The organism is Bacillus sp. L_1B0_5 (assembly GCF_000836715.1).
Classification (GTDB): Bacteria; Bacillota; Bacilli; order Bacillales; family Bacillaceae_G; genus Bacillus_A; species Bacillus_A thuringiensis_S.
Genome location: NZ_JXIS01000032.1, coordinates 35,104 through 54,640, shown reverse-complemented (window position 1 = coordinate 54,640; position 19,537 = coordinate 35,104). Strand labels below are relative to the sequence as shown.

Genomic DNA, 19,537 nt, shown 5'->3' with positions numbered 1-19,537 from the left:
AGGGTAATTATACTTATTTCATAAAACCAGCGACAAGCATTCGCCAAAAATTATTTGATTTTCCTTCATACCCGATTTGGAAAATAGGTATTTTTATAATTGAAAACCATTTCGGTGTTTGTTTTTCTTTATAACACTGATATTGTAAAATAAGCTTGTCCAATTCTTGACTAACTTGAATTGTCTCCCTACTATTTAGCCCACTTGTTAATCCTAGTTGAATCATTTCTTCACGTTTCATATGAATATCACGTGAAAGCTTTTCTAATGTGTACTTCCTTTTTACAGTAAACATCCATATCCCCCTTATTATACTTCCATGCTCTCAACTTCACTTCTCCATTGACTTTTTTAACTACTTAATCATATGCAAATTTGAAGAATCAGAAAATTTAACATTTTCTCCCTGTAATTTACAAATCTTTACCCTCACTTTGAGAATTATTACAAATTATTCTATCTTTGTAAATACATTCGCAATAATAGACATTTTTTTCATCTTCTTTTTTTACAAATTCTACGTAAACCGGGGATTCTTAATTTTCCAACTACTTTTCTTCGACATTTTTTGTTTAATTTATATAAAAAAGCAAAACATAATGATGATTGATAAAGTGAAACTTTAATCAGTGTTTTTTGTTCAGCCCCCACTGATTATTAACATTTATCAATCAGGCGTTTATAGGCAGTGAATCTCCCACCTATCCAGCCCAATGTTGAGGTGGGAGTCTTACTACCCACAAATAGCAGGATAACAATAGAAAGGAAATATTTATATGCGAAAATATACGATTGCATTGTTCATCATTGTTTTGTTTTTACCGTCCTTCTTATTTCCTATTCAAGCAAATGCTCATACGAATAAAGTTGCTATTGTCATTGATGATTTCGGCAATAACATGAAGGGGACTAATCAAATGTTATCACTTCCCATTCCACTCACTGTTGCTGTTATGCCTTTTCTTCCTTCCACAAAAGAAGATGCAATAGCTGCCCATAAGAAAGGCCATGAAGTTATTATACATATGCCAATGGAACCTATAAAAGGGAAAAAAGAATGGCTTGGACCGAAAGCAATTACAACTGATTTAAGCGATGAAGAAATAAGCAACCGACTTGAACAAGCGATTCAAGAAGTACCGCATGCAATTGGAATGAACAATCATATGGGTTCAAAAGTAACAGCGGATGAACGAATTGTTCGCCTTATACTTGCTGCTTGTAAAAAACACGGTTTATTTTACTTAGATAGTAAAACCAATCCTAATAGTGTCGTCCCAAAAATCGGAAAAGAATTAGGAGTTCCTATTATTGAGAACCAACTATTTTTTGATGATGTGTATACAGCAGGACATATTTCAAAACAAGCCCAATTACTCATCAAAAAAATTCAAGAAAAACCTATTATGGTAGCTATCGGGCATGTGGGCCCCCCAGGTGAAATTACATCACGCGTTATCGAAACTTCTATCCCTAAAATTCGTGAGCATGCAGACTTTATTTTTTTATCTGATCTAGCATTATCTCCGCCTCCTGTTTCAAAATAAAGTTCATTACTCACATATAATCAGCCCTCACCAATCGAGCTTTTACGGGCCCCCATTTCTTTCGCTAAATTTTGAGGCGGGGATCTTACTGCCCACAAATAGCGGGACAAAAAAGTACCTATCTGTATATAACAGATAGGTACTTTTTTAACTTAAATATAATCTACATGACTCACTCTGAATCCTTTTTTCTCTATTTTTCCGATTAATTGCTTTAATCTTCTTTCATCTAACTCATCTGATATATTTACAATAACACGGCGGATATATTGATCACCGTTATCGAGTGTAAACAACCCACCGATATTATATGCTTTTAACAATGTCCCAAGCTCTTTAATCGTTCCCTTACAATCTTGTGTTGCAATTGTTAATATGTAACCACCTGTTCGCATACCAAATGAATCTTCAATAACATCAAATATATTCGAATGCGTTAACATACCGACAAATTCATTATAATCATTTAGCACGGCTAAAAACGGAAGTCGACGAATTACATAAAAGGCTCTGAAGAAGGAATCCTTTTCAAAAATAAATGCATTGGAATTGTCAAGCATATCTCCTGCACTTACATGATCTAATCCGCTATTGCATTTTTTTTCTAATAAATCTACTTTATAAATAATCCCCGTGAATTTCTTCTCATCTTCTGCTAATACCGGGATGGCTCGAAATCCCGTTTCGTTCATCATTTGCAGTGCCTCTTCACCAGAATCATTTATTTTACAAAATGTTACTTGCTGCTTTGGCAGAAAATGATATTTAACTCGCAAAATATGTTCCTCCTTACATGTCAACATGTAATCTATATATAATAAGGAGACCTATATTTTATGAGTGAAATTATTTTTAAAACGCTTTCATTTATTTATTAGCTTGTAGTCATATCACATACATTTTTATATAACAGAGCTCCTTGCACCCTTAATCATTAATAACTTTACATGATAGTTCATTAAATATTCTATACCCTCTAGCCATTTTTTCGCTTCTTCTGGCGTTTTCCCCCACACAATCATGCCGTAATTATGAACAAGAACTACTCCTCCACCTTCAATGAAATTTGGAACATTGCTTTCTAATAAATCAGCGAATTTTTTTTCATCTTCTACAATTGGAATTGTCATTTCTGTTATACCTTCTTTTCCGAAAACACGCTCCACACTGCGTTTATCGAACGTTACTTCTCCTTCTTCTCCATATAACTCTGATATTAAATGACTATCTACAGTCTGCACTTGTAAAATACATCCTGCACTACTTTTTTTATAAATATCCGCATGCATAAATGACTCTGCAGCTGGTTTTTCTTCATTTTCAAATACTGACTCGCACATGCAATTTACGACAATAAAATCTTCTTCCGAAAATAGCCCTTTATCTCTTCCCTCAACATTTACTAAGAATGTTAACGGCTCTTTTGAAGTACATAGCGATAAACTAATTTTGGTACCATAAAACCAATCACGAAGTGCCAATTCAGATTTCACATCTTTTAATTCATTCCATTTCTTCAGAAAAAATAACATTTCGTCACCCCCGGCATAATATTCATATAAGGTTCGAATCCTTTCTATGTAAAAAGGAATATTTTTTTGATTATTCTAAAAATTTAATTGAATTATCACATGAGAACGCTTTTTTGTCAATATAGTTTCGCGGTTCTTCTTTAAAATAGGCTATTCATATGTCTATACTCCTGTCTATTGCCTATTTCATTTTGTACATAAAAAATGCGCTATTCTTTACTTAAAGAATAGCGCATTTTCCTCATTTTTTATCCCGCTATTTGCCGGGCAGTAAGACCCCCACCTCAAAATTCAGCGAACGCAAAGAAGTTAGGTCGGGGTCGGGCTGCCCGTAAAATCCCGTTTGGTGGGGGGATGAACAAAACCCCCACTGATTAAAGTTTCACTTTATTTCTTTATTGCATTATATAAAAACTGTGCATATTGTTCACGTGTTACGAAATTATCTCCTAAAAAATTCCCTTCTCCGTCACCTTTTGATATTTTATTATCTACTAAAGCTTTCACATATCCTTTCGCCCAATGACCATTTGGTATATCTTTAAAATTCTCTGCACTATTTTCATTTTCTTTTAACTGAAATACTCTTTGTAGTACCACTGACATTTCATATCGAGTTAATACTCCATCTGGACGGAATATATCATTTCCATACCCTGTCATAATACCAGCTTGAACCACTGCATCAATAGCCGTTTCATACATATTCCCTTTCGTATCTGTAAATGCCGTTTTTGGTTCTAGATTATTTTCTAATTTTAAATACCTTTGTATTAGAAGCGCTACTTGTCCACGAGTAATGTTATCCCCAAATCCAAATTCACCATTTCCATAGCCTATAAATAATTTTTCTTTCGCTAAGTAATTAATTGCTTCTTCTGACCAATGTCCTTTTGGTACATCTTTAAATTCTACCACTTCTGTTTTCTCATCTTCTTTAGATGTATTACCTTCTTTACTTTCTACTACATTTTGAATAACAGACCCTGTAAAGAAGATTCCTGTATCCGCAAATGGATCTTTCACACCAAATTCATATACTTTCTCACCTGATGTACTCCATTTCACTACACCATTACTATACGTACCATTATCGCTCTTCAGACGGATTTTCGTAGAAACCTCACCATCTTTTTCATATATAGGTACTTTTACTTCTTTATTTACTTCTGTTTCCTCTAAAAATACTTTTTGATTTTGGACATTAATATAAGCCGTCTTACTTAGTTCTATAACTGGTCGGACATCACGGATTTCATTTGCAACAAAACTTAGAAATACTAATTTTTTCAAATTGCTGACGGGTGATAAGTCTGAAATATAATTCGCTTCTAAATCAAGTTTTTGTAAGTTTACTAGACTTGATAGTGGCGTAATATCCTTTAACTCATTGTTAGGTAAGTGTAATTGTTTTAACTGTGTCATCTTACTTAGAGGAGTAACATCTTTTATTTCATTTTTCCCGATCCACAATTCTTCTAATTGCTTCATTTGCTCAATGCCGGATAAATCTTTAACTTTATTACGTGTTACTACTAAGTCTGTTAAAGGTAATGAATATAACGGTTTAATATCTTCAATTTGATTACCTGCTAAAGTTAAGTATGTTACATTTTTCAAAGCGCTTAATGGAGCAACGTTCGTAATTTTATTATTTGCTAAATTCAAGTAATCTAGTTGTTCCATTTTCGCTAATGCTGTTACATCTTCTATTTGGTTGCCTGATAGATATAAACTTTTTACATTTTTCATTTCAGTTAGTGGTGCAACATTTGTAATTTTATTATTACTTAAATCAAGAGATTCTAAATTATCCATCTTAACAAGTGGCGTTACATCTGCAAATTCATTACCACGCAAAGCTAAATGATTTAATTGCTTTAAGTTCGCAAAGAACGACGGGTCTTTTATCTTCGCATTCGCAACTGTTAAAGATTTTAAATTTGGCATATATTTTAATGCACTATAATCAAGTATCTCATTTGTATTTAAAAATAAATCCTTTACTTGTAATAACTCTTCTTTCGTAATTGGTGTATTTAAATCTTTTCTATTAAATACTTTTTTATTAACAAGTTCTCTTAATTTGTTATCTGTTATCATATTTTGATTATCAACTGGATTATCCGTTTCCGTATTGCCTGAATTAGAGTTATCATCTGGTTTCTCTGTTTCTTTGTTACCTACAGTTGGATCTTTAATTTCAAATTGAACTTGATATTTGTGATCATATCCAATAGCCGGAATAAGTATATGCATTTGCATATTGTGCTTCTTCTCAAACTCGCCAATTTCAAATTGGACTACTTTCGTTCCGTTCTTCCTCTTATCTTCTGATAAAACCTTCACATCATGAAATACACCAGGCTGGTTTCTATCTTCTATTCTAAGATATTGAAAATAATCGCTATCTTGCATTGTTACAGTGACAATTTTTTTGCCAGCTGCAATCGTTACTTTAGGATCTTTTATATATTGAGAAACCATAGATGGCTCGTCTTTTTGGTCCTTATATATTTTAATTTCAGTATCATACGTGCGATCACTCGCTGCTGCTACCGATTGATTTGCTTCAACTTTTAATGCCGCTAATGCTGGAGTAGAATACGTAGCAAATGGAATTGCTAATGTTGTGGCTACTACTAGCGCCTTCATATAATTTTTTTTCAAAATAATATCCCCTATCATATATAATTTTTTATAATTGATAATTCTTATCAATTACTCACAAATAAATGATAATGAATCTCATTATCATTGTCAATGAGAATATTACATTAAATTTATATTTTTAAAGATAAAAAATAAAAAGCCCTTTATTCAAAGGGCTTTTTTACCTATCGTATGAAGAATTTCACTTTTTTCCTTCTCATTGATGACACCAATTTTTTGCAAAATATTCGCGTACAATACAAGTTTATTATATATTCGTTCTGACATGTTCTCCCTTCTTTCCTTCGACCAACTTTTTTTGTATTGGTAAATTATATGAAAGAGATGAGAAAATGTGTCCACTTTTTGCATAAATGCAAATCTTTTATTTTACGATTTGTAGACAATAAAACTCCCTCCTAAAAATTAGGCGGGAGTTTAGGTACTTTCACTTTATTTAACAAACTGTCCACTGAATATTATGCTTCATAAGTTCTTCTTCAAAACTATATGGCATTTTTTTATCACAAATTACATGTTGAATACGTGAAAATGCTGCTATACGATAATTCCCTTTCACGCCTACCTTCGTATGATCACATAAAATATATGTCTTCTCAGCTAATTTCATCATCGCCTCTGACAATTTCGCTTTCTCTAATTCAAAGCTGGAAACTCCAAAACTAGGTAATAGCCCATCAATCGAAACAAACGCTTTATGAAAATGGAATTGCTGTATTACTTGCTGCGAAATAGATCCCGATACACGCGAATGCTTTGGAGACACTTTTCCACCTATAAATAAAACTTCACCATGAAACATCTTTTTATTAATAGAAGAAATTAATTGTGTTGCGACCGGAAATGAACTCGTTACAATCGTTAAGTTTTTACGATGAACAAGATATGGAACCATTTGAAGCGGTGTACTTCCATCATCAATTGCAATGACATCACCATCTTCTACAAATGTCGCTGCTTTATAACCAATTCTTTTCTTCTCTTCTATATGTAGCATTTCTCTTTCTAACATTGGTGCCTCTATCCCAGCGCCTGGAAGTTGAACAGCTCCACCATACACTTTCTTCAGCTTCTTTTCACGATCTAATTCTTCTAAATATCGACGAATCGTTTCTGTTGATACAGCAAATTCTCTCGCTAATTCTGAAACCTTTACTTTCCCTTTAAATTCTACCTTTTCAAGAATGGTTCGCTTTCTTTCTTCTCCTACTACAGACATAGCTTCACCTCATTTATATCTCCCTCATAAACTTACTTATACAAAGTTATACTTTTCTTTGTAAGTGAAAACTTCTTCATGAATATGAATACCGCGCTTTGCTAGCTCATCAAAAATCAATTGTGGATTTTCAAAAGCTTCTTCCGGCGTAACAACACCCACCCTATTTACATTTCCATTTGCAATTAACTCTGCAGCAATCCCAAATGGAATACCGACGTTTCTCGTATACGCTCTTAATTTTTCCCATCCTACAACAGAACCATCAGATAACGGGTGTGTATGATATAACACATGTCTTTGCTTCTCATTATTTTTCATACCTATTACTTCTACATGAAGTGCATAACCATAAAGCTCTGTTTCTTGTCCTTCTTTCGATTGCAATAAATACTGCGAAATACAATCCATAATGCCTATTTCTTTCCCGTTTATTTCAATCTGATCATTACGCAATATGCCGTAATCATATAAAGCACGTACAAGTTGCATATTTTGCTTCGGCCAAGTTCCTCTCGTCTCTATCAGTTTAACACCTTTATTTTCTAATGCCTTTGCTAACGTAATCGTTTCAGAATGCGGAATGATATACTGCGTTGCCTTACCATAAGGCGCTGGCAATTCTATTTCTCTCGGACGCGCAAACGGAAGTACTTGCTTAAATTCACCATCTTCATACACTGTACGCGATGGTAAATGTGGATCATATTCATATGTCGTTGTCTCTGTAATTGATGCAGAAAAAGCAATCGGACGATACGAACCATGACTTACACGGACGGACTCTACAGTATCCAGTTGATTTGCTGCATGCATTGCCATCATTTGCGTTACACCTGGCGTCATGCCAAATCCAGGTAAACATGTTTTTTCATTTTGAACAAATATAGCATGCGATTCATTTTCTTCACCAAATCCATTTAAGTTCACACCGTGACAGCCTGCTTCTGCAATACAGCGGGTCGACAAACCGTTTAGATTTATCGTCGTACCGTCCATTACAATGTCATAATCTTTCATTTTTGCAACCGTATCCTCGTGATTCGTTACATCTACTTTTACAAAATCAACACGAGGATCATTGAGCCATTCTACTACTTTACGGCCCTCTTCCTCGTTAAAATCAGCTACTGTAATCGTCTCAAAAGATGAAAATTGAACTAAATCCAAAATAGCTTCACGACAAATTTTACCTGCTCCACCTAAGCAAAATACTTTCATCCAATAACAGCTCCTTTAGCAATACTATCAACTAAGCGATTAATATCTTCTTCATGTACATCACCGATATTTCCAATGCGGAACGTATCTACTTTCGAAATTTTACCAGGGTAAATAACAAATCCATAACGCTTTAATTCGTTATATAACTGTTGAAACTCGAACTCCTCTTTTGGATAAATAAAAGATGTAATAATAGGAGATTGATATTTCTCATCTACTAGTGCCTTAAATCCGATTTCTCCCATTCTATTCACTAGTAGTTTTTGATTGTTGTAATATCGATTGTAACGCGCTCTTACTCCACCCTCTTTTTCTAGTTCAAGTAGTGCTTGATAAAAAGCATGTACAACATGTGTAGGTGAAGTAAAACGCCATTTCCCATTTTGTTTTTCCATCGTTTCCCATTGATCATATAAATCAAGAGATAAAGAGCGTCCTTGCCCTTTACACTTCAATAATTCATCACGTTTTGCGATTACAAATCCGAATCCAGGAACCCCTTGAATACACTTATTCGCACTACTAATTAAAAAATCAATTTGTAAATCAGCAATGTCTATTTCAATCCCGCCGAAACTACTCATCGCATCAACAATTGTAACCTTTCCATACTGCTTTCCTAATTTACATACATCTACAATTGGATTTATAATGCCTGTCGTTGTTTCACAGTGAACAACTGCAATATGTGTAATCTCTTTATCTTCTTCCAATAACTTTTCTACTTCTACAATATTAGTAGGTTCCCACTCTTCTGTTTGACTGACCACTACATCAATCTGTAACATCTCTGCCATTTGTACAATGCGCTTACCGTACGCACCATTTGTACAAACGAGAAGCTTCCCATTTTCCTTAATAACAGAACCAATTACTGCTTCAACTGAAAACGTACCGCTTCCTTGCATTAACACTGTTGTATATTTCTCTTCTTCCTTCGTCGCTAGCGATACAAGTTTAGCTCTTACTTCTTGCACCATCGTATTATATTCAACATCCCACGTACACCAATCGTATAGCATAACTTCTTTTACTGATTTTGTTGTCGTTAATGGTCCTGGTGTTAATAATAAGTAGTGATTTTCATTCATGATCCCGTACCCCTTTTATGAAATAATAAGTTCTTGTTTCTCGATATGTTCCATTACGTTTTCGAGCTCCTGCATCGTTTCAATCGTAAAATGAGCCCCATTTTCAACAAACCGATTACGAACTATTTCTATTTTTTCACGAAGCTCTACCGAATCCATACTCTCCACTTCCTCTTCCGTTAAACCGAGCTCACTACTTCCAAGAATTACACCAACTGTCCACATTCCAGCATTTCTACCTTCTTTCATATCTGATACTGTGTCCCCTACTTTTATCATATGGTTCATCGGATACACACCAAGTTCCATTGCATTTTTATAGCACATCCATGGGTATGGGCGGCCTGCTGGAACATCATCTGGCGTAACAAGAAAATCAGGTTTATATCCTTGTAACGCTGCTTCCTTTGCTACAATATCCATCATTTCTCTCGTATAACCAGTTGTTGAACCGATTTTAATGCCTCTCTCACGTAAAGAAGCGATTACTTCTTTTACCCCATTAATCGGCGTGGCATAATTTGGCAAAATAGAAAAGAGAATTTCTTCAAACTCTTCATACATCTCATGAATGTCTGCTTCTGTTGGTAATTGACCGAAGACACGCTTCCACTCATCCGCAATACGAGGCATTTCTGTTAGTGCCCTTACATGATCTATTTTTAATAATCCCATTGGCTTACGTGCTTCTTCTGCTGTAATTTCAACGCCGCGTTTATGAAAAATCTTCACGAATACTTCTAGTGGTGCAAAACATCCGTAATCAACCGTCGTACCTGCCCAATCAAAAATAACTGCTTCAAGTTTCATTCTGTCCATCACCCTTCTTACTTATCTTTTTTGCCATTGTGAAGTTCGGTTACGAAGTGCTTTCGTTCCCCATTCATATACAACTCTCACTACAATATTTGTAACAACAATAAGTACACTCATTGCAGCTGCTGGCGCTACATTTCCTGCATCATCCATATTTACGATTGATACGGCAGCTAGTTTAAAATCAGCTGCATATAGGAACACAACTGCCGATACAGTTACCATTGAATTTACGAAGTAGTACATTACCATTTCTAAAATTGCTGGTAAACACATTGGTACTGTTACTCGGAAGAATGTTTTATAAAACGGAATACCCATCGACTGCGAAACAAGCTCAAACTCTCGGTCTAATTTCTTTAAGGCAGTCGTTGCCGTAACAAATGTTACAGAATAAAAATGAATGATATTTACTAGTACTAATACAGCAATTGTTCCGTATAAAGAATGAAACGGATTCGTTACTGATAGTCCAAGAATTTGAATCGTTGGTTGACTAAAGAAAAAGACATATCCTAATCCGAGTACTAAACCTGGTATCGCTAACGGCACTATAGAGAAAAAGTAACCTGTTTTTCTGAAAAATTGTAGCTGGTCTATTTTCTCAATTGCATATGCGAATACAAATGTTAAAATCGCCCCGATAACTGCTGTAACTGCTGAAACAATTACGCTATTTGTAAATGCTTCAAGTCCATCTCCTGTTAAACTTGAAAAATTAAAATGCTCAAATGTAAAACTCATATTATATGGCCATACTTTCACACTTGCAGCAATACCAACTGCAACAAATAATAGAATGATCATAAGAGTAATCACACTACAATATATGAATGAGATTACATCTCTTTTCTTATTAGCTATTATTCTGTATGGTACTGCCTTTGAAGATAAGAAATTCGCCTGCTTTCTTTGCGTAATACGATCAACTACAAATGCGAATATAGCTGGGATTAATAAAATCATTCCGACAGTTGCACCCATCGGCATATTTTGTTGTCCAATCACTTGTTTGTATACGTCAGTAGCAAGCACATTATATTGCCCACCAACAATTTTTGGTGCCCCAAAATCAGTAAAACTAAGTGTAAACACAACAAACATTGCACTAATTAATCCGTACTTTACACTAGGTAAAGTAACCGTGAAAAATTGCTTTGTTTTACTCGCCCCTAACATATTAGAAGCTTCATATAAACGATAATCAGATCCTTGAAAGGCAATTAGCAATATGAGAAAGGCTTGCGGAAATGTATACATAACTTCAGCTATTACAATTCCTACTGGTCCATATAAAGGGATTTGTATACCTTCAAATAAACCAAATATTCCTTTCGTTACTAGCCCTTGATTACCAAATAAATATGTAAGTGCTATACCGTGCATCATCGTTGGTGCGAACAATGGTAATAACGCTACATACTGAAATACGCGCTTTCCAAAAACATTCGTACGGGCAATTGCATATGCGTAAACAAATGCGATTGCAACTGAAATAATTGTTGTTACGCCCGAAATCCATACTGTATTTTGTAAAGACTGCACTAAAGTTGGTGTTGTGAAATATTTACTGAAATTCGCTAAACCAATGAAAACTCCATCTTTATTATAAAAAGCTTGTGTAAATAGTTGTAATAGCGGTAGTACAAGTATGATAAGGAAGGAAAGAATCATACCGATAATTACAAGCCTTTGGATCCATTCCTCTTTCCCTATACTTCTCTTAATCTTTTTTTTCGTACTTTCTACCTTATAGTTTTCTAACATCTCCATCTATACAATGACCTTCTTTCCATATGACAACATATGATTTTCTGAGAAAGAGATTTGAATCGGCTTTCCTTTTCTAATAGCCGTTGCTTCTACTTCTGATGCTAATATATCCACTACAATTTTCTCATTATAAAGGTGTGTGTTTTCTTCTACGACTCGAACTTCCGTCCGATATACAGATCCGCGAAATTCCATACTTTCCACAACTGTTTTAATACCGTCCTTTTGTACAATTGTTACATGTTCAGGACGAATTGCATGTTCTTCGTTATTTTTCGAAAAGAAATTAATAGAACCAATAAAATCTGCCACAAACGGATTGGCTGGTCTTTGATAAATCTCCTCTGGTGTTCCAATCTGCATAATTTCCGCATGATTCATTACAACAATTTTATCAGCCATCGTTAATGCCTCTTCTTGATCATGCGTTACCATAATCGTCGTTATTCCTATTTTCTCTTGCAAATCACGCATTTCCCTACGTAATTTTTCACGCACTTTTGCATCTAAAGCTGATAACGGCTCATCGAGTAACAAAATATCTGGAGACAGAGCGAGCGCACGTGCAAGTGCTACTCGCTGCTGTTGTCCACCAGACATTTGAGCAGGATATTTATCTTTTACATTCAGCAAATCTACAAGTTTTAACGCATCTAGCGCTTTCTCTTTCACTTCTGCTTTCCCATATTTTTTTGTCTTTAAGCCGTATTCAATATTTTCAAGTGCTGTTAAATTCGGAAATAAAGCATACGATTGGAAAACCATTCCGAAGTTTCTCTTTCCAGGAGGCAATGCTGTAATATCTTTTCCATTCACAGCTATACTGCCAGTCGTTGGTTCCTCTAGTCCCGCTAAAATGCGAAGCAACGTCGTTTTCCCACAGCCACTCGGGCCTAATAAACAAACAAACTCATTTTTGTTCACAGTAAAAGAAATATCTTTTAACGCTGTAAATGCATCAAACTGTTTTTGAATGTGTTGAATTGATAAATATTCGCTCATTTTTCTCTCTCCCACTCACTTACTTTTTCGGTTCTGCTTTTTGGCCAAACTCTTTTTCCCATTTTTCTAAAATCTTTTCACGATTTTCTGCTGCCCATTTAAAGTCATTCTTTTTATATAATTTTTCAGTAACATCTTTCGGGAACCCCTCTGGAAGTTTATAATCATTTTTAATTGTCGCAAATCCATTTTTCTCAAAGTATAACTTCATTACATCATCAGTAATTGCCCAATCTAAAAATGCTTGCGCTATTTTATCATTTTTCGCATTATCTTTCTTAATAAGTGCGTTCGCTTCTACTTCCCAGCCTAATCCTTCTTTCGGCAGTACAACTTCAACTGGTGCACCTTTTTGTTTCTCTTTTAAAGCACTATAAACCATTGATACACCGACTGGATATTCACCTGCTCCTGCTAATTTCGCTGGTTTTGATCCTGAATGCGTATAACTTGCCATATTATCATGAAGTTTCTTCATGTAATCCCAGCCTTTATCTTCACCCATGATTTGTAGCCATGCAGAAACTGTTAAAAATCCTGTTCCAGATGATGCTGGATGTGGCATAACAAGTGTTCCTTTATACTCTGGTTTCGTTAAATCTTCATATGATTCTGGCATCGGTAAATTTTTCTTCTTTAACTCTTCTTTATTTACAGCAATCCCCGTCATAAATGCAGTATTTCCTACCCATTTTTCAGGTTGCTTATCATCTTTAAATTGCGGAAGAACACGATCTGCTCCTTTTGGAGAGTATCCTTTTAACATATCTTTTTTATCTAAAGCTAATAGACTTGATGCCGCAGTTCCCCATACAACATCTGCTTGTGTATTTTTCCCTTCAGCTAGCAATTTCGCAGTAATAACTCCTGTTGAATCACGTACAATGTTCAATTTCACATCAGGATATTTCTTTTTAAAGGAATCAAGATAAATTGGTACAAGCTCTTCTTCAATTGCTGTGTAAACAGTTAATGATCCAGATAATTTGTCATCTTTCACTTTCGCTCCAGCACTTTCCTCCTTCTTTGCACCACACCCCATTAATAACGAAAATACCATTCCAGTTGCTACAGCTTTAAAGATTGTTTTTTTCACTGTCTCTCTCTCCTTTTACAAATCTTATGTACAACTCAAATATAAACAACTAGTGTAAAAGCAGTATTAAACCAACATTAATCTTTTGTTTGTTGTTTGTTTTTGTGTAATACGTTGCTACTTCTATGTTTTTTCGCATTTTTCTGCTAATAGAAAACACTAAATTTACAAATAATTTAAAAAACCTTTATAATCCCACAAAAAAATGAGGCGTTTGTAAAAAACGCCTCATTTTTGTTTCCCTTTTTTCGAATTACGATTAGCATACTTTGCGCTATTTTCTCCTTCATACTCTAATGCAAATTCTGCATCTGGTAAGCTTTCTTTCGGAGTTTTATTATTATTGATTGCCGCATTTTGTTTCACTTTTCTTTTTACCAATACATTCACCTGCTCTCAAGAAATCACTTTCTACTCTAGTTTGAAACAACTTAAAATAATTATTACTGGCAAGTGTTAACAAGTACATAAGAGGCGTTCGATGGAAATACTACGTATGAAGAAATCATTATAAAAAGGAGCGATGATTTTGAAGAAAAAAGAAAAGATTCAATCACCAATTTTAGACGAAACGCTCCCGCATCAAATGAATTTTCCATCTTTTAAAGGAACAGGAAAAACGATGCAACAACCTTTTGTGAATCAATATGATGTTGTAATTGGAGACAGTAAATATAATTCCGAGAACAGTCCGCTTAACAATTGGAGTGATGAAGTAGATCCTGCCATTATGGCTGGCGATGAGTGGATCCATCCTACAAATGATATTGGGTGGATTTCAGAAGAAAATCAAGAGTTGCTAAAAAACGAATCAGATAATAAAAATGAAGCTTTTATGCATCCACAATTTGGAATTAACGACTAAAAAACCATTCTACCTAACGTAGGTAGAATGGTTTCATACTATCCAATAATAATCCGCTCTTTCGGGTATTTATAGCGAGGTGGTTGTTCCCTTCCACCACTAGCTAAAATAAATGTTAAAATACCAACGCGTCCGATGAACATAAGCACAATGAGTACAAGTTTCCCAACAGTTGTTAAATCAGGCGTAACACCTGTTGATAATCCCGTCGTTCCGAAAGCAGAACAAACTTCAACAATTAAGCTCATAAGCGGTACATTTTCCGTAATAGATAAAATGAATAGCGCAGTAGCACATAACAAAATCCCCATCGTCATAACGACAGATGCTTTTAGTACATCCTCTTCATGTAGCTGACGTTTGAAGACTCTAACTGTTCTACCGCCTCTTGCAAAGGTGTATAGTGACAATATACTAACAGCAAATGTTGTTGTACGTATTCCGCCCCCAACCGAACTTGGAGATGCCCCTATAAACATTAATATACTCATAAATAAAAGCGTCGGTTGTGACAATTCACGTATATCCATCGTAGCAAGTCCACCACTTCGCGTCGTCACAGATTGGAATAATGTATAAAATACCGTTTCATGCCATGACTTTCCTACTAAAAAGTGATTTCTCTCCAGTAAAAAAATCATAATTGTACCAACAACAACGAGTGCAAAAAATGTTGTTGTCGTCAATTTTGTAAATAATGAAAAACGAAATAATTGTTGTCCTCTTTTACTAAGGAATTGTTTCACTTCCATTAGCACAGGGAAACCAATTGCTCCTAAAATAATTAGTAGCATATGAATCATTTGAACAATATAATCTTTTTTATACGGAATTAACGATTGTCCTGTTAAATCAAATCCGCCGTTCGTAGTCGCACTAACTGCTGCAAAGAAACCGTGAAAATAAGCTTCTTGCCAAGTCGGAAAGTAAAGTAAAAATCTTGTACCTAATAGGATTGCTCCAATAAGTTCTATCGAAATAATTACAATTAAAATAGAACGCATCAATTCTACAAGACCCGATAAATTTCCTTGATTATGGTCTGCCATAATTAATCTTCTTCTTTGCAAACCAATCTTTTTCCCCGTAATGATCCAAACAAATGTACCAAGCGCCATAATTCCTAAGCCGCCTAATTGTAAAATAAGGGCTAAAACAATAATTCCTGCTGTAGTAAACGTATCTGAAATCGTAATAACAGACAGTCCCGTAACACTTACCGCACTAACCGATGTAAAAAGGGCATCTATAAATGTCCATTTCACACCAGGTTTCGTAACAAACGGTAAACTAAGCAAGATTACCGATACAACTACTGCTAATAAATAAAATAAAACAATGAGTTGTACTGGACGTAATTTTTGTAAAAACTTTTTTATATCTCTCATTCCATCACTTCGCTACCTTTTTTCTATCGATTAAATAAAGAAAAATCTTCCCTTTCTTTATTTGTAAATAACTGTTCAAATAATTTGGCAAAGACCATTCCATATACAGTTCCATTCCCCCCATACGGCAATGCGTAAAATAAATTATGTATCTTTTCGTCTTCTTTTAAAATGGGGAGACCATCATGAGTACCACCAAATGCTGCTGCCCAATAGTAGTCTGCCTGTATATTTTTATACTGCGGGAACATCTCTTTTACAATATTAATAAGGATATCACGCTTATGCAATAATTTCGTATCACCGATTGTTTGAATTTGCATCGCTTCATCTAATCCGCCTACAATAATGCGGTTTTGATACGTTCGAAAATATAAGTAGGGCCGTGCCGTTTCCCAAATTAACGATTGCTCATGCCAGCCTTCAAACTGATCTATTTCATTTGTTACAATTGCATAAGAAGTTTCTACTGTTGTATTTTTTTCTTTTTTTCCAAAAAGCGCTTCATAACCTGTCGCCATAATAATATTCTTTGCTACAATTTGATTTCCTGTTTTCGTGTAACAAATTAAATCATTTTGGCGTTTTTTTATATGTATTGCCTCTGTATGTTCATATATATTAGCTCCCATTTGGTTTGCTTTATGCAAAAAACTATGTGCTAATAAATACGGATTCACCTCAGCATCACCTTGCGTATATAACGCTGCTTGTTTTGCAAAAGAATAACGTTTCTTAATATCAGCTTCTGTAAAATATTCAACTGGAAATCCATAATTCTGTAACGTATTATATTCCTCTTGTAAAAATGAGACATCCTCACTTTTACTTGCATAATATAAACTATTTCGCGGAATAAAATGGGGATCAATATCAAGAGTCGGTATAGCCTCTTCCATTGTTCTTAGCGCTTCATAACAAAGTTTATATGCTCGTATCCCTTTGTCTTTACCAAATGTATGGATAAGAGAGGTTAACGATTTATCATGAAGAAATTGTAGTAAGCCTGTATTAGCAGCTGTGCTACCACACGCAATTGCTCTTTTTTCAATAAGTGTAACACTCATGCCAATTTTCGCTAATGAATGCGCTATATGAGCACCGGCTTCGCCGCTCCCGACTACAAGCACATCACATATCATATCATTTTCTAACAGTTGATAACAAGGTACAGAAACCCCTGTATTCCAAAACAACTTACCAGTCATAAGTTTCATAATTATACTCCTAAAATATAAATTTCTCCTTTCTATGTTTTGTTATTTTCCATAAAAAAATCCAACTAACATAGGCTAGTTGGATTTTTTATTTTTAATTAGAACGCTCTTCAAGCCAATTTCCAATCGTCGGATATGTTTGTTTTACAGCTGTTCCACCGTAAACGATAGACATATGCCCTGTCGGTAAACATACATATTGTTTATCTGTGCTAGAAATATGGTCTAGTAATGCTTCTACTTGACATGGCAAAGCAATATGATCACGTTTCCCGGAAATATTTAAGACATTCGCCTTAATATTTGCAAGGTCTACCTTTTGTCCGCGAATAACGAGTTCACCCTTAACCAGTTTATTATTTTGATAAAAATCACGAATCCACTGTCTGTATGATTCACCTGGGAACGGAATACCATCACCAACCCACTTTTGAACCAATCTCCAGCTTTCGACGAAGCGCTCATTCTCTGAACGATCTACTAAAGCAACATATGGACCGACAAAGTTTGTAATTGGTTTTAACATTTTGTTTCCGAAATCAATCATTTCTGGCGGAATATTTCCAAATGTATCAACCGCTTTATCTAAATTGAAGTATTTCTCATCTAATAAAGGACCATACAATCCTGTTTCAGAGAAATCAAAAGGACTTGTCATGAAAATTAAATTACGAATTGGCATGTGCGGATGAAGTGCTGCATAAATAGAAGTTAGCGTTCCACCCATGCAATAACCAAGTAAAGAAATCTCGTCCGATTTTGCAGTTCGCATTACTTTTTTTACTGCTTTTGCAATATAATCAAACACGAAATCATCAAATTTCAAATGACTATCTTCTAAACCAAATGTGCCCCAATCAAGCATATACACATCAAAACCACGATCCACTAGATATTCCACTAAACTATTTCCAGGAGTTAAATCCATAATATATGGTTTATTAATAAGAGCGTATATTAACAGGATTGGAACTCTTTGTGTTTTTTCTTGTTTTGGAATGTAGCGATAAAGCTTCGTCTTATTCTTCGTCCAAATAACCTCTTTCGGCGTTAATCCTACTTGCGGCTCTGGTTCACGTAATAAAATTTCACTCGCCCTTTTCACTCGGCGGTATGCTTTTCGGTACTCTTCTGGGTATAGCTCTAATTGCTTTTCCCATTCTGTTGCGAATGTAGTCATTTTTTTATCTCCTTTTTGGTCGATTTCCTTCTTAAAAAAAGAAGTGCATTCCTGCTATGGATATGCACTTTTTTCTTACTTCATTACATATATAATCCGCCGTTAATGTTTAATTGCTGACCTGTGATATACGCACCGTCACGGCATAGGTATACTACACCTTTTGCAATTTCATCAGCTTGACCAAAACGTTTTTTCGGGATTTTTGCAACGATTTTTTGACGTACTTCTTCTGGTACTTCTGCTACCATTTCAGTATCAATAAACCCTGGGCAAATTGCATTTACAGTGACATTTGTTTTTGCAAGTTCTAACGCTAATGATTTTGTAAATCCTAACATACCCGCTTTTGCTGCTGAATAGTTTGTTTGGCCAAATCCACCTGCTTGACCAATAATAGAAGAAATGCTAATAATTCTTCCTTCTTCCGCTTCCGTTATGTATGGAAGAACCGCGCTTGTCGTATTAAATACGCTACTTAAATTCACGTCAATTACGCGCTCCCAATCTTCACGATTTAACTTTTTGAATGTACGATCTCTTGTAATACCAGCATTATTAACAAGAATATCAACTTTACCAAAATGATTCACAGCTTCTTCTACAAGTCGGTTTGCATCTTCTACTTTAGAAACATCCGCTTGCACTGCATAAACGTCATGTCCGTCTTTTCCTAGTTCATTTACTAAGTTTTCAGCTGCTTCTTTACTGCTATTATAGTTAATAACTACTTTCGCTCCCTCTTGTGCTAATGCTACTGTAATTGCTTTTCCAATCCCTTTTGCTCCACCTGTTACGATTGCTACTTTGCCATTTAATTGAACCATTTCTTTTCCCCCTTAAATGAATTTGTGAACGATTGTTATGAATCATTTTGGCACTCATACTGTAGAGTCCCTATATAATTATGTTTC

General features: G+C 34.9%; 18 protein-coding genes. 2 read left to right on the top strand and 16 right to left on the bottom strand.

Annotated elements, in window-relative coordinates; all coding sequences use genetic code 11:
* Nucleotides 1-13 precede the first annotated feature (13 nt).
* The gene (locus tag RT27_RS10725) at nucleotides 14-295 is read right to left on the bottom strand and encodes an aspartyl-phosphate phosphatase Spo0E family protein (RefSeq protein WP_000495536.1); all 282 of its coding nucleotides are present in this window, start codon (nucleotides 293-295) and stop codon (nucleotides 14-16) included.
* A gap of 481 nt (nucleotides 296-776) precedes the next feature.
* Between RT27_RS10725 and RT27_RS10720 the strand changes: the two genes are divergently transcribed.
* Nucleotides 777-1,547, top strand: a complete 771-nt coding sequence (locus RT27_RS10720; RefSeq protein WP_029441782.1) for a divergent polysaccharide deacetylase family protein — start codon at nucleotides 777-779, stop codon at nucleotides 1,545-1,547.
* Nucleotides 1,548-1,699: 152 nt separating this feature from the next.
* On the opposite strand, the gene cbpA is transcribed toward RT27_RS10720, so the two are convergent.
* From cbpA to RT27_RS35185, 11 genes are all read right to left on the bottom strand, one after another.
* Nucleotides 1,700-2,323: a cyclic di-AMP binding protein CbpA gene (gene cbpA, locus RT27_RS10715; protein ID WP_016082373.1), complete on the bottom strand. Its 624-nt coding sequence runs from the start codon at nucleotides 2,321-2,323 to the stop codon at nucleotides 1,700-1,702.
* Nucleotides 2,324-2,449: 126 nt separating this feature from the next.
* Nucleotides 2,450-3,079 (bottom strand): class II aldolase/adducin family protein, encoded by a 630-nt coding sequence (locus tag RT27_RS10710; protein ID WP_000896006.1) that lies wholly within the window; start codon nucleotides 3,077-3,079, stop codon nucleotides 2,450-2,452.
* A 387-nt stretch (nucleotides 3,080-3,466) separates the two neighbouring features.
* On the bottom strand, nucleotides 3,467-5,767 hold the full coding sequence (locus RT27_RS10705; RefSeq protein ID WP_043315113.1) for an NEAT domain-containing leucine-rich repeat protein: 2,301 nt from the start codon (nucleotides 5,765-5,767) through the stop codon (nucleotides 3,467-3,469).
* A gap of 421 nt (nucleotides 5,768-6,188) precedes the next feature.
* Nucleotides 6,189-6,971 carry a DeoR/GlpR family DNA-binding transcription regulator gene (locus RT27_RS10700; protein WP_016082375.1) on the bottom strand — a complete coding sequence of 261 codons (783 nt, stop codon included), beginning with the start codon at nucleotides 6,969-6,971 and terminating at the stop codon, nucleotides 6,189-6,191.
* Nucleotides 6,972-7,007: 36 nt separating this feature from the next.
* Entirely contained in the window at nucleotides 7,008-8,192 is a 1,185-nt protein-coding gene (locus RT27_RS10695; RefSeq protein ID WP_029441781.1) for a saccharopine dehydrogenase C-terminal domain-containing protein, read from the bottom strand.
* Nucleotides 8,189-9,286, bottom strand: coding sequence for a 2-aminoethylphosphonate--pyruvate transaminase (gene phnW / locus RT27_RS10690; protein ID WP_029441780.1), 1,098 nt, complete (start codon nucleotides 9,284-9,286; stop codon nucleotides 8,189-8,191). Before phnW ends, RT27_RS10695 begins: the two co-directional genes overlap by 4 nt.
* Before the next feature lie 15 nt (nucleotides 9,287-9,301).
* Nucleotides 9,302-10,096: a phosphonoacetaldehyde hydrolase gene (gene phnX, locus RT27_RS10685; protein ID WP_043936087.1), complete on the bottom strand. Its 795-nt coding sequence runs from the start codon at nucleotides 10,094-10,096 to the stop codon at nucleotides 9,302-9,304.
* Nucleotides 10,097-10,117: 21 nt separating this feature from the next.
* The gene (locus RT27_RS10680; RefSeq protein WP_043936086.1) at nucleotides 10,118-11,875 is read right to left on the bottom strand and encodes a putative 2-aminoethylphosphonate ABC transporter permease subunit; all 1,758 of its coding nucleotides are present in this window, start codon (nucleotides 11,873-11,875) and stop codon (nucleotides 10,118-10,120) included.
* Complete coding sequence (locus tag RT27_RS10675) at nucleotides 11,876-12,877, bottom strand: putative 2-aminoethylphosphonate ABC transporter ATP-binding protein (RefSeq protein WP_000006196.1); 1,002 nt, start codon at nucleotides 12,875-12,877, stop codon at nucleotides 11,876-11,878. It abuts the gene before it with no gap.
* Nucleotides 12,878-12,896: 19 nt separating this feature from the next.
* Nucleotides 12,897-13,973, bottom strand: a complete 1,077-nt coding sequence (locus RT27_RS10670; protein ID WP_043936084.1) for a putative 2-aminoethylphosphonate ABC transporter substrate-binding protein — start codon at nucleotides 13,971-13,973, stop codon at nucleotides 12,897-12,899.
* A gap of 228 nt (nucleotides 13,974-14,201) precedes the next feature.
* Complete coding sequence (locus RT27_RS35185; protein ID WP_000240799.1) at nucleotides 14,202-14,354, bottom strand: hypothetical protein; 153 nt, start codon at nucleotides 14,352-14,354, stop codon at nucleotides 14,202-14,204.
* A 148-nt stretch (nucleotides 14,355-14,502) separates the two neighbouring features.
* On the opposite strand from RT27_RS35185, the gene RT27_RS10660 reads away from it, so the two are divergent.
* Nucleotides 14,503-14,838, top strand: a complete 336-nt coding sequence (locus RT27_RS10660; protein WP_029441778.1) for a DUF3905 domain-containing protein — start codon at nucleotides 14,503-14,505, stop codon at nucleotides 14,836-14,838.
* Between the two features lie 38 nt (nucleotides 14,839-14,876).
* Here the strand turns inward: RT27_RS10660 and RT27_RS10655 are convergent, their stop codons facing one another.
* From RT27_RS10655 to RT27_RS10640, 4 genes are all read right to left on the bottom strand, one after another.
* Entirely contained in the window at nucleotides 14,877-16,226 is a 1,350-nt protein-coding gene (locus RT27_RS10655) for a TrkH family potassium uptake protein (protein ID WP_001204706.1), read from the bottom strand.
* A gap of 23 nt (nucleotides 16,227-16,249) precedes the next feature.
* Complete coding sequence (locus RT27_RS10650) at nucleotides 16,250-17,443, bottom strand: FAD-dependent oxidoreductase (RefSeq protein WP_029441777.1); 1,194 nt, start codon at nucleotides 17,441-17,443, stop codon at nucleotides 16,250-16,252.
* 94 nt (nucleotides 17,444-17,537) lie between these two features.
* On the bottom strand, nucleotides 17,538-18,623 hold the full coding sequence (gene phaC, locus RT27_RS10645) for a class III poly(R)-hydroxyalkanoic acid synthase subunit PhaC (protein WP_000206336.1): 1,086 nt from the start codon (nucleotides 18,621-18,623) through the stop codon (nucleotides 17,538-17,540).
* Nucleotides 18,624-18,706: 83 nt separating this feature from the next.
* Nucleotides 18,707-19,450, bottom strand: coding sequence for an acetoacetyl-CoA reductase (locus RT27_RS10640; protein ID WP_000250407.1), 744 nt, complete (start codon nucleotides 19,448-19,450; stop codon nucleotides 18,707-18,709).
* Between the last annotated feature and the right edge of the window lie 87 nt (nucleotides 19,451-19,537).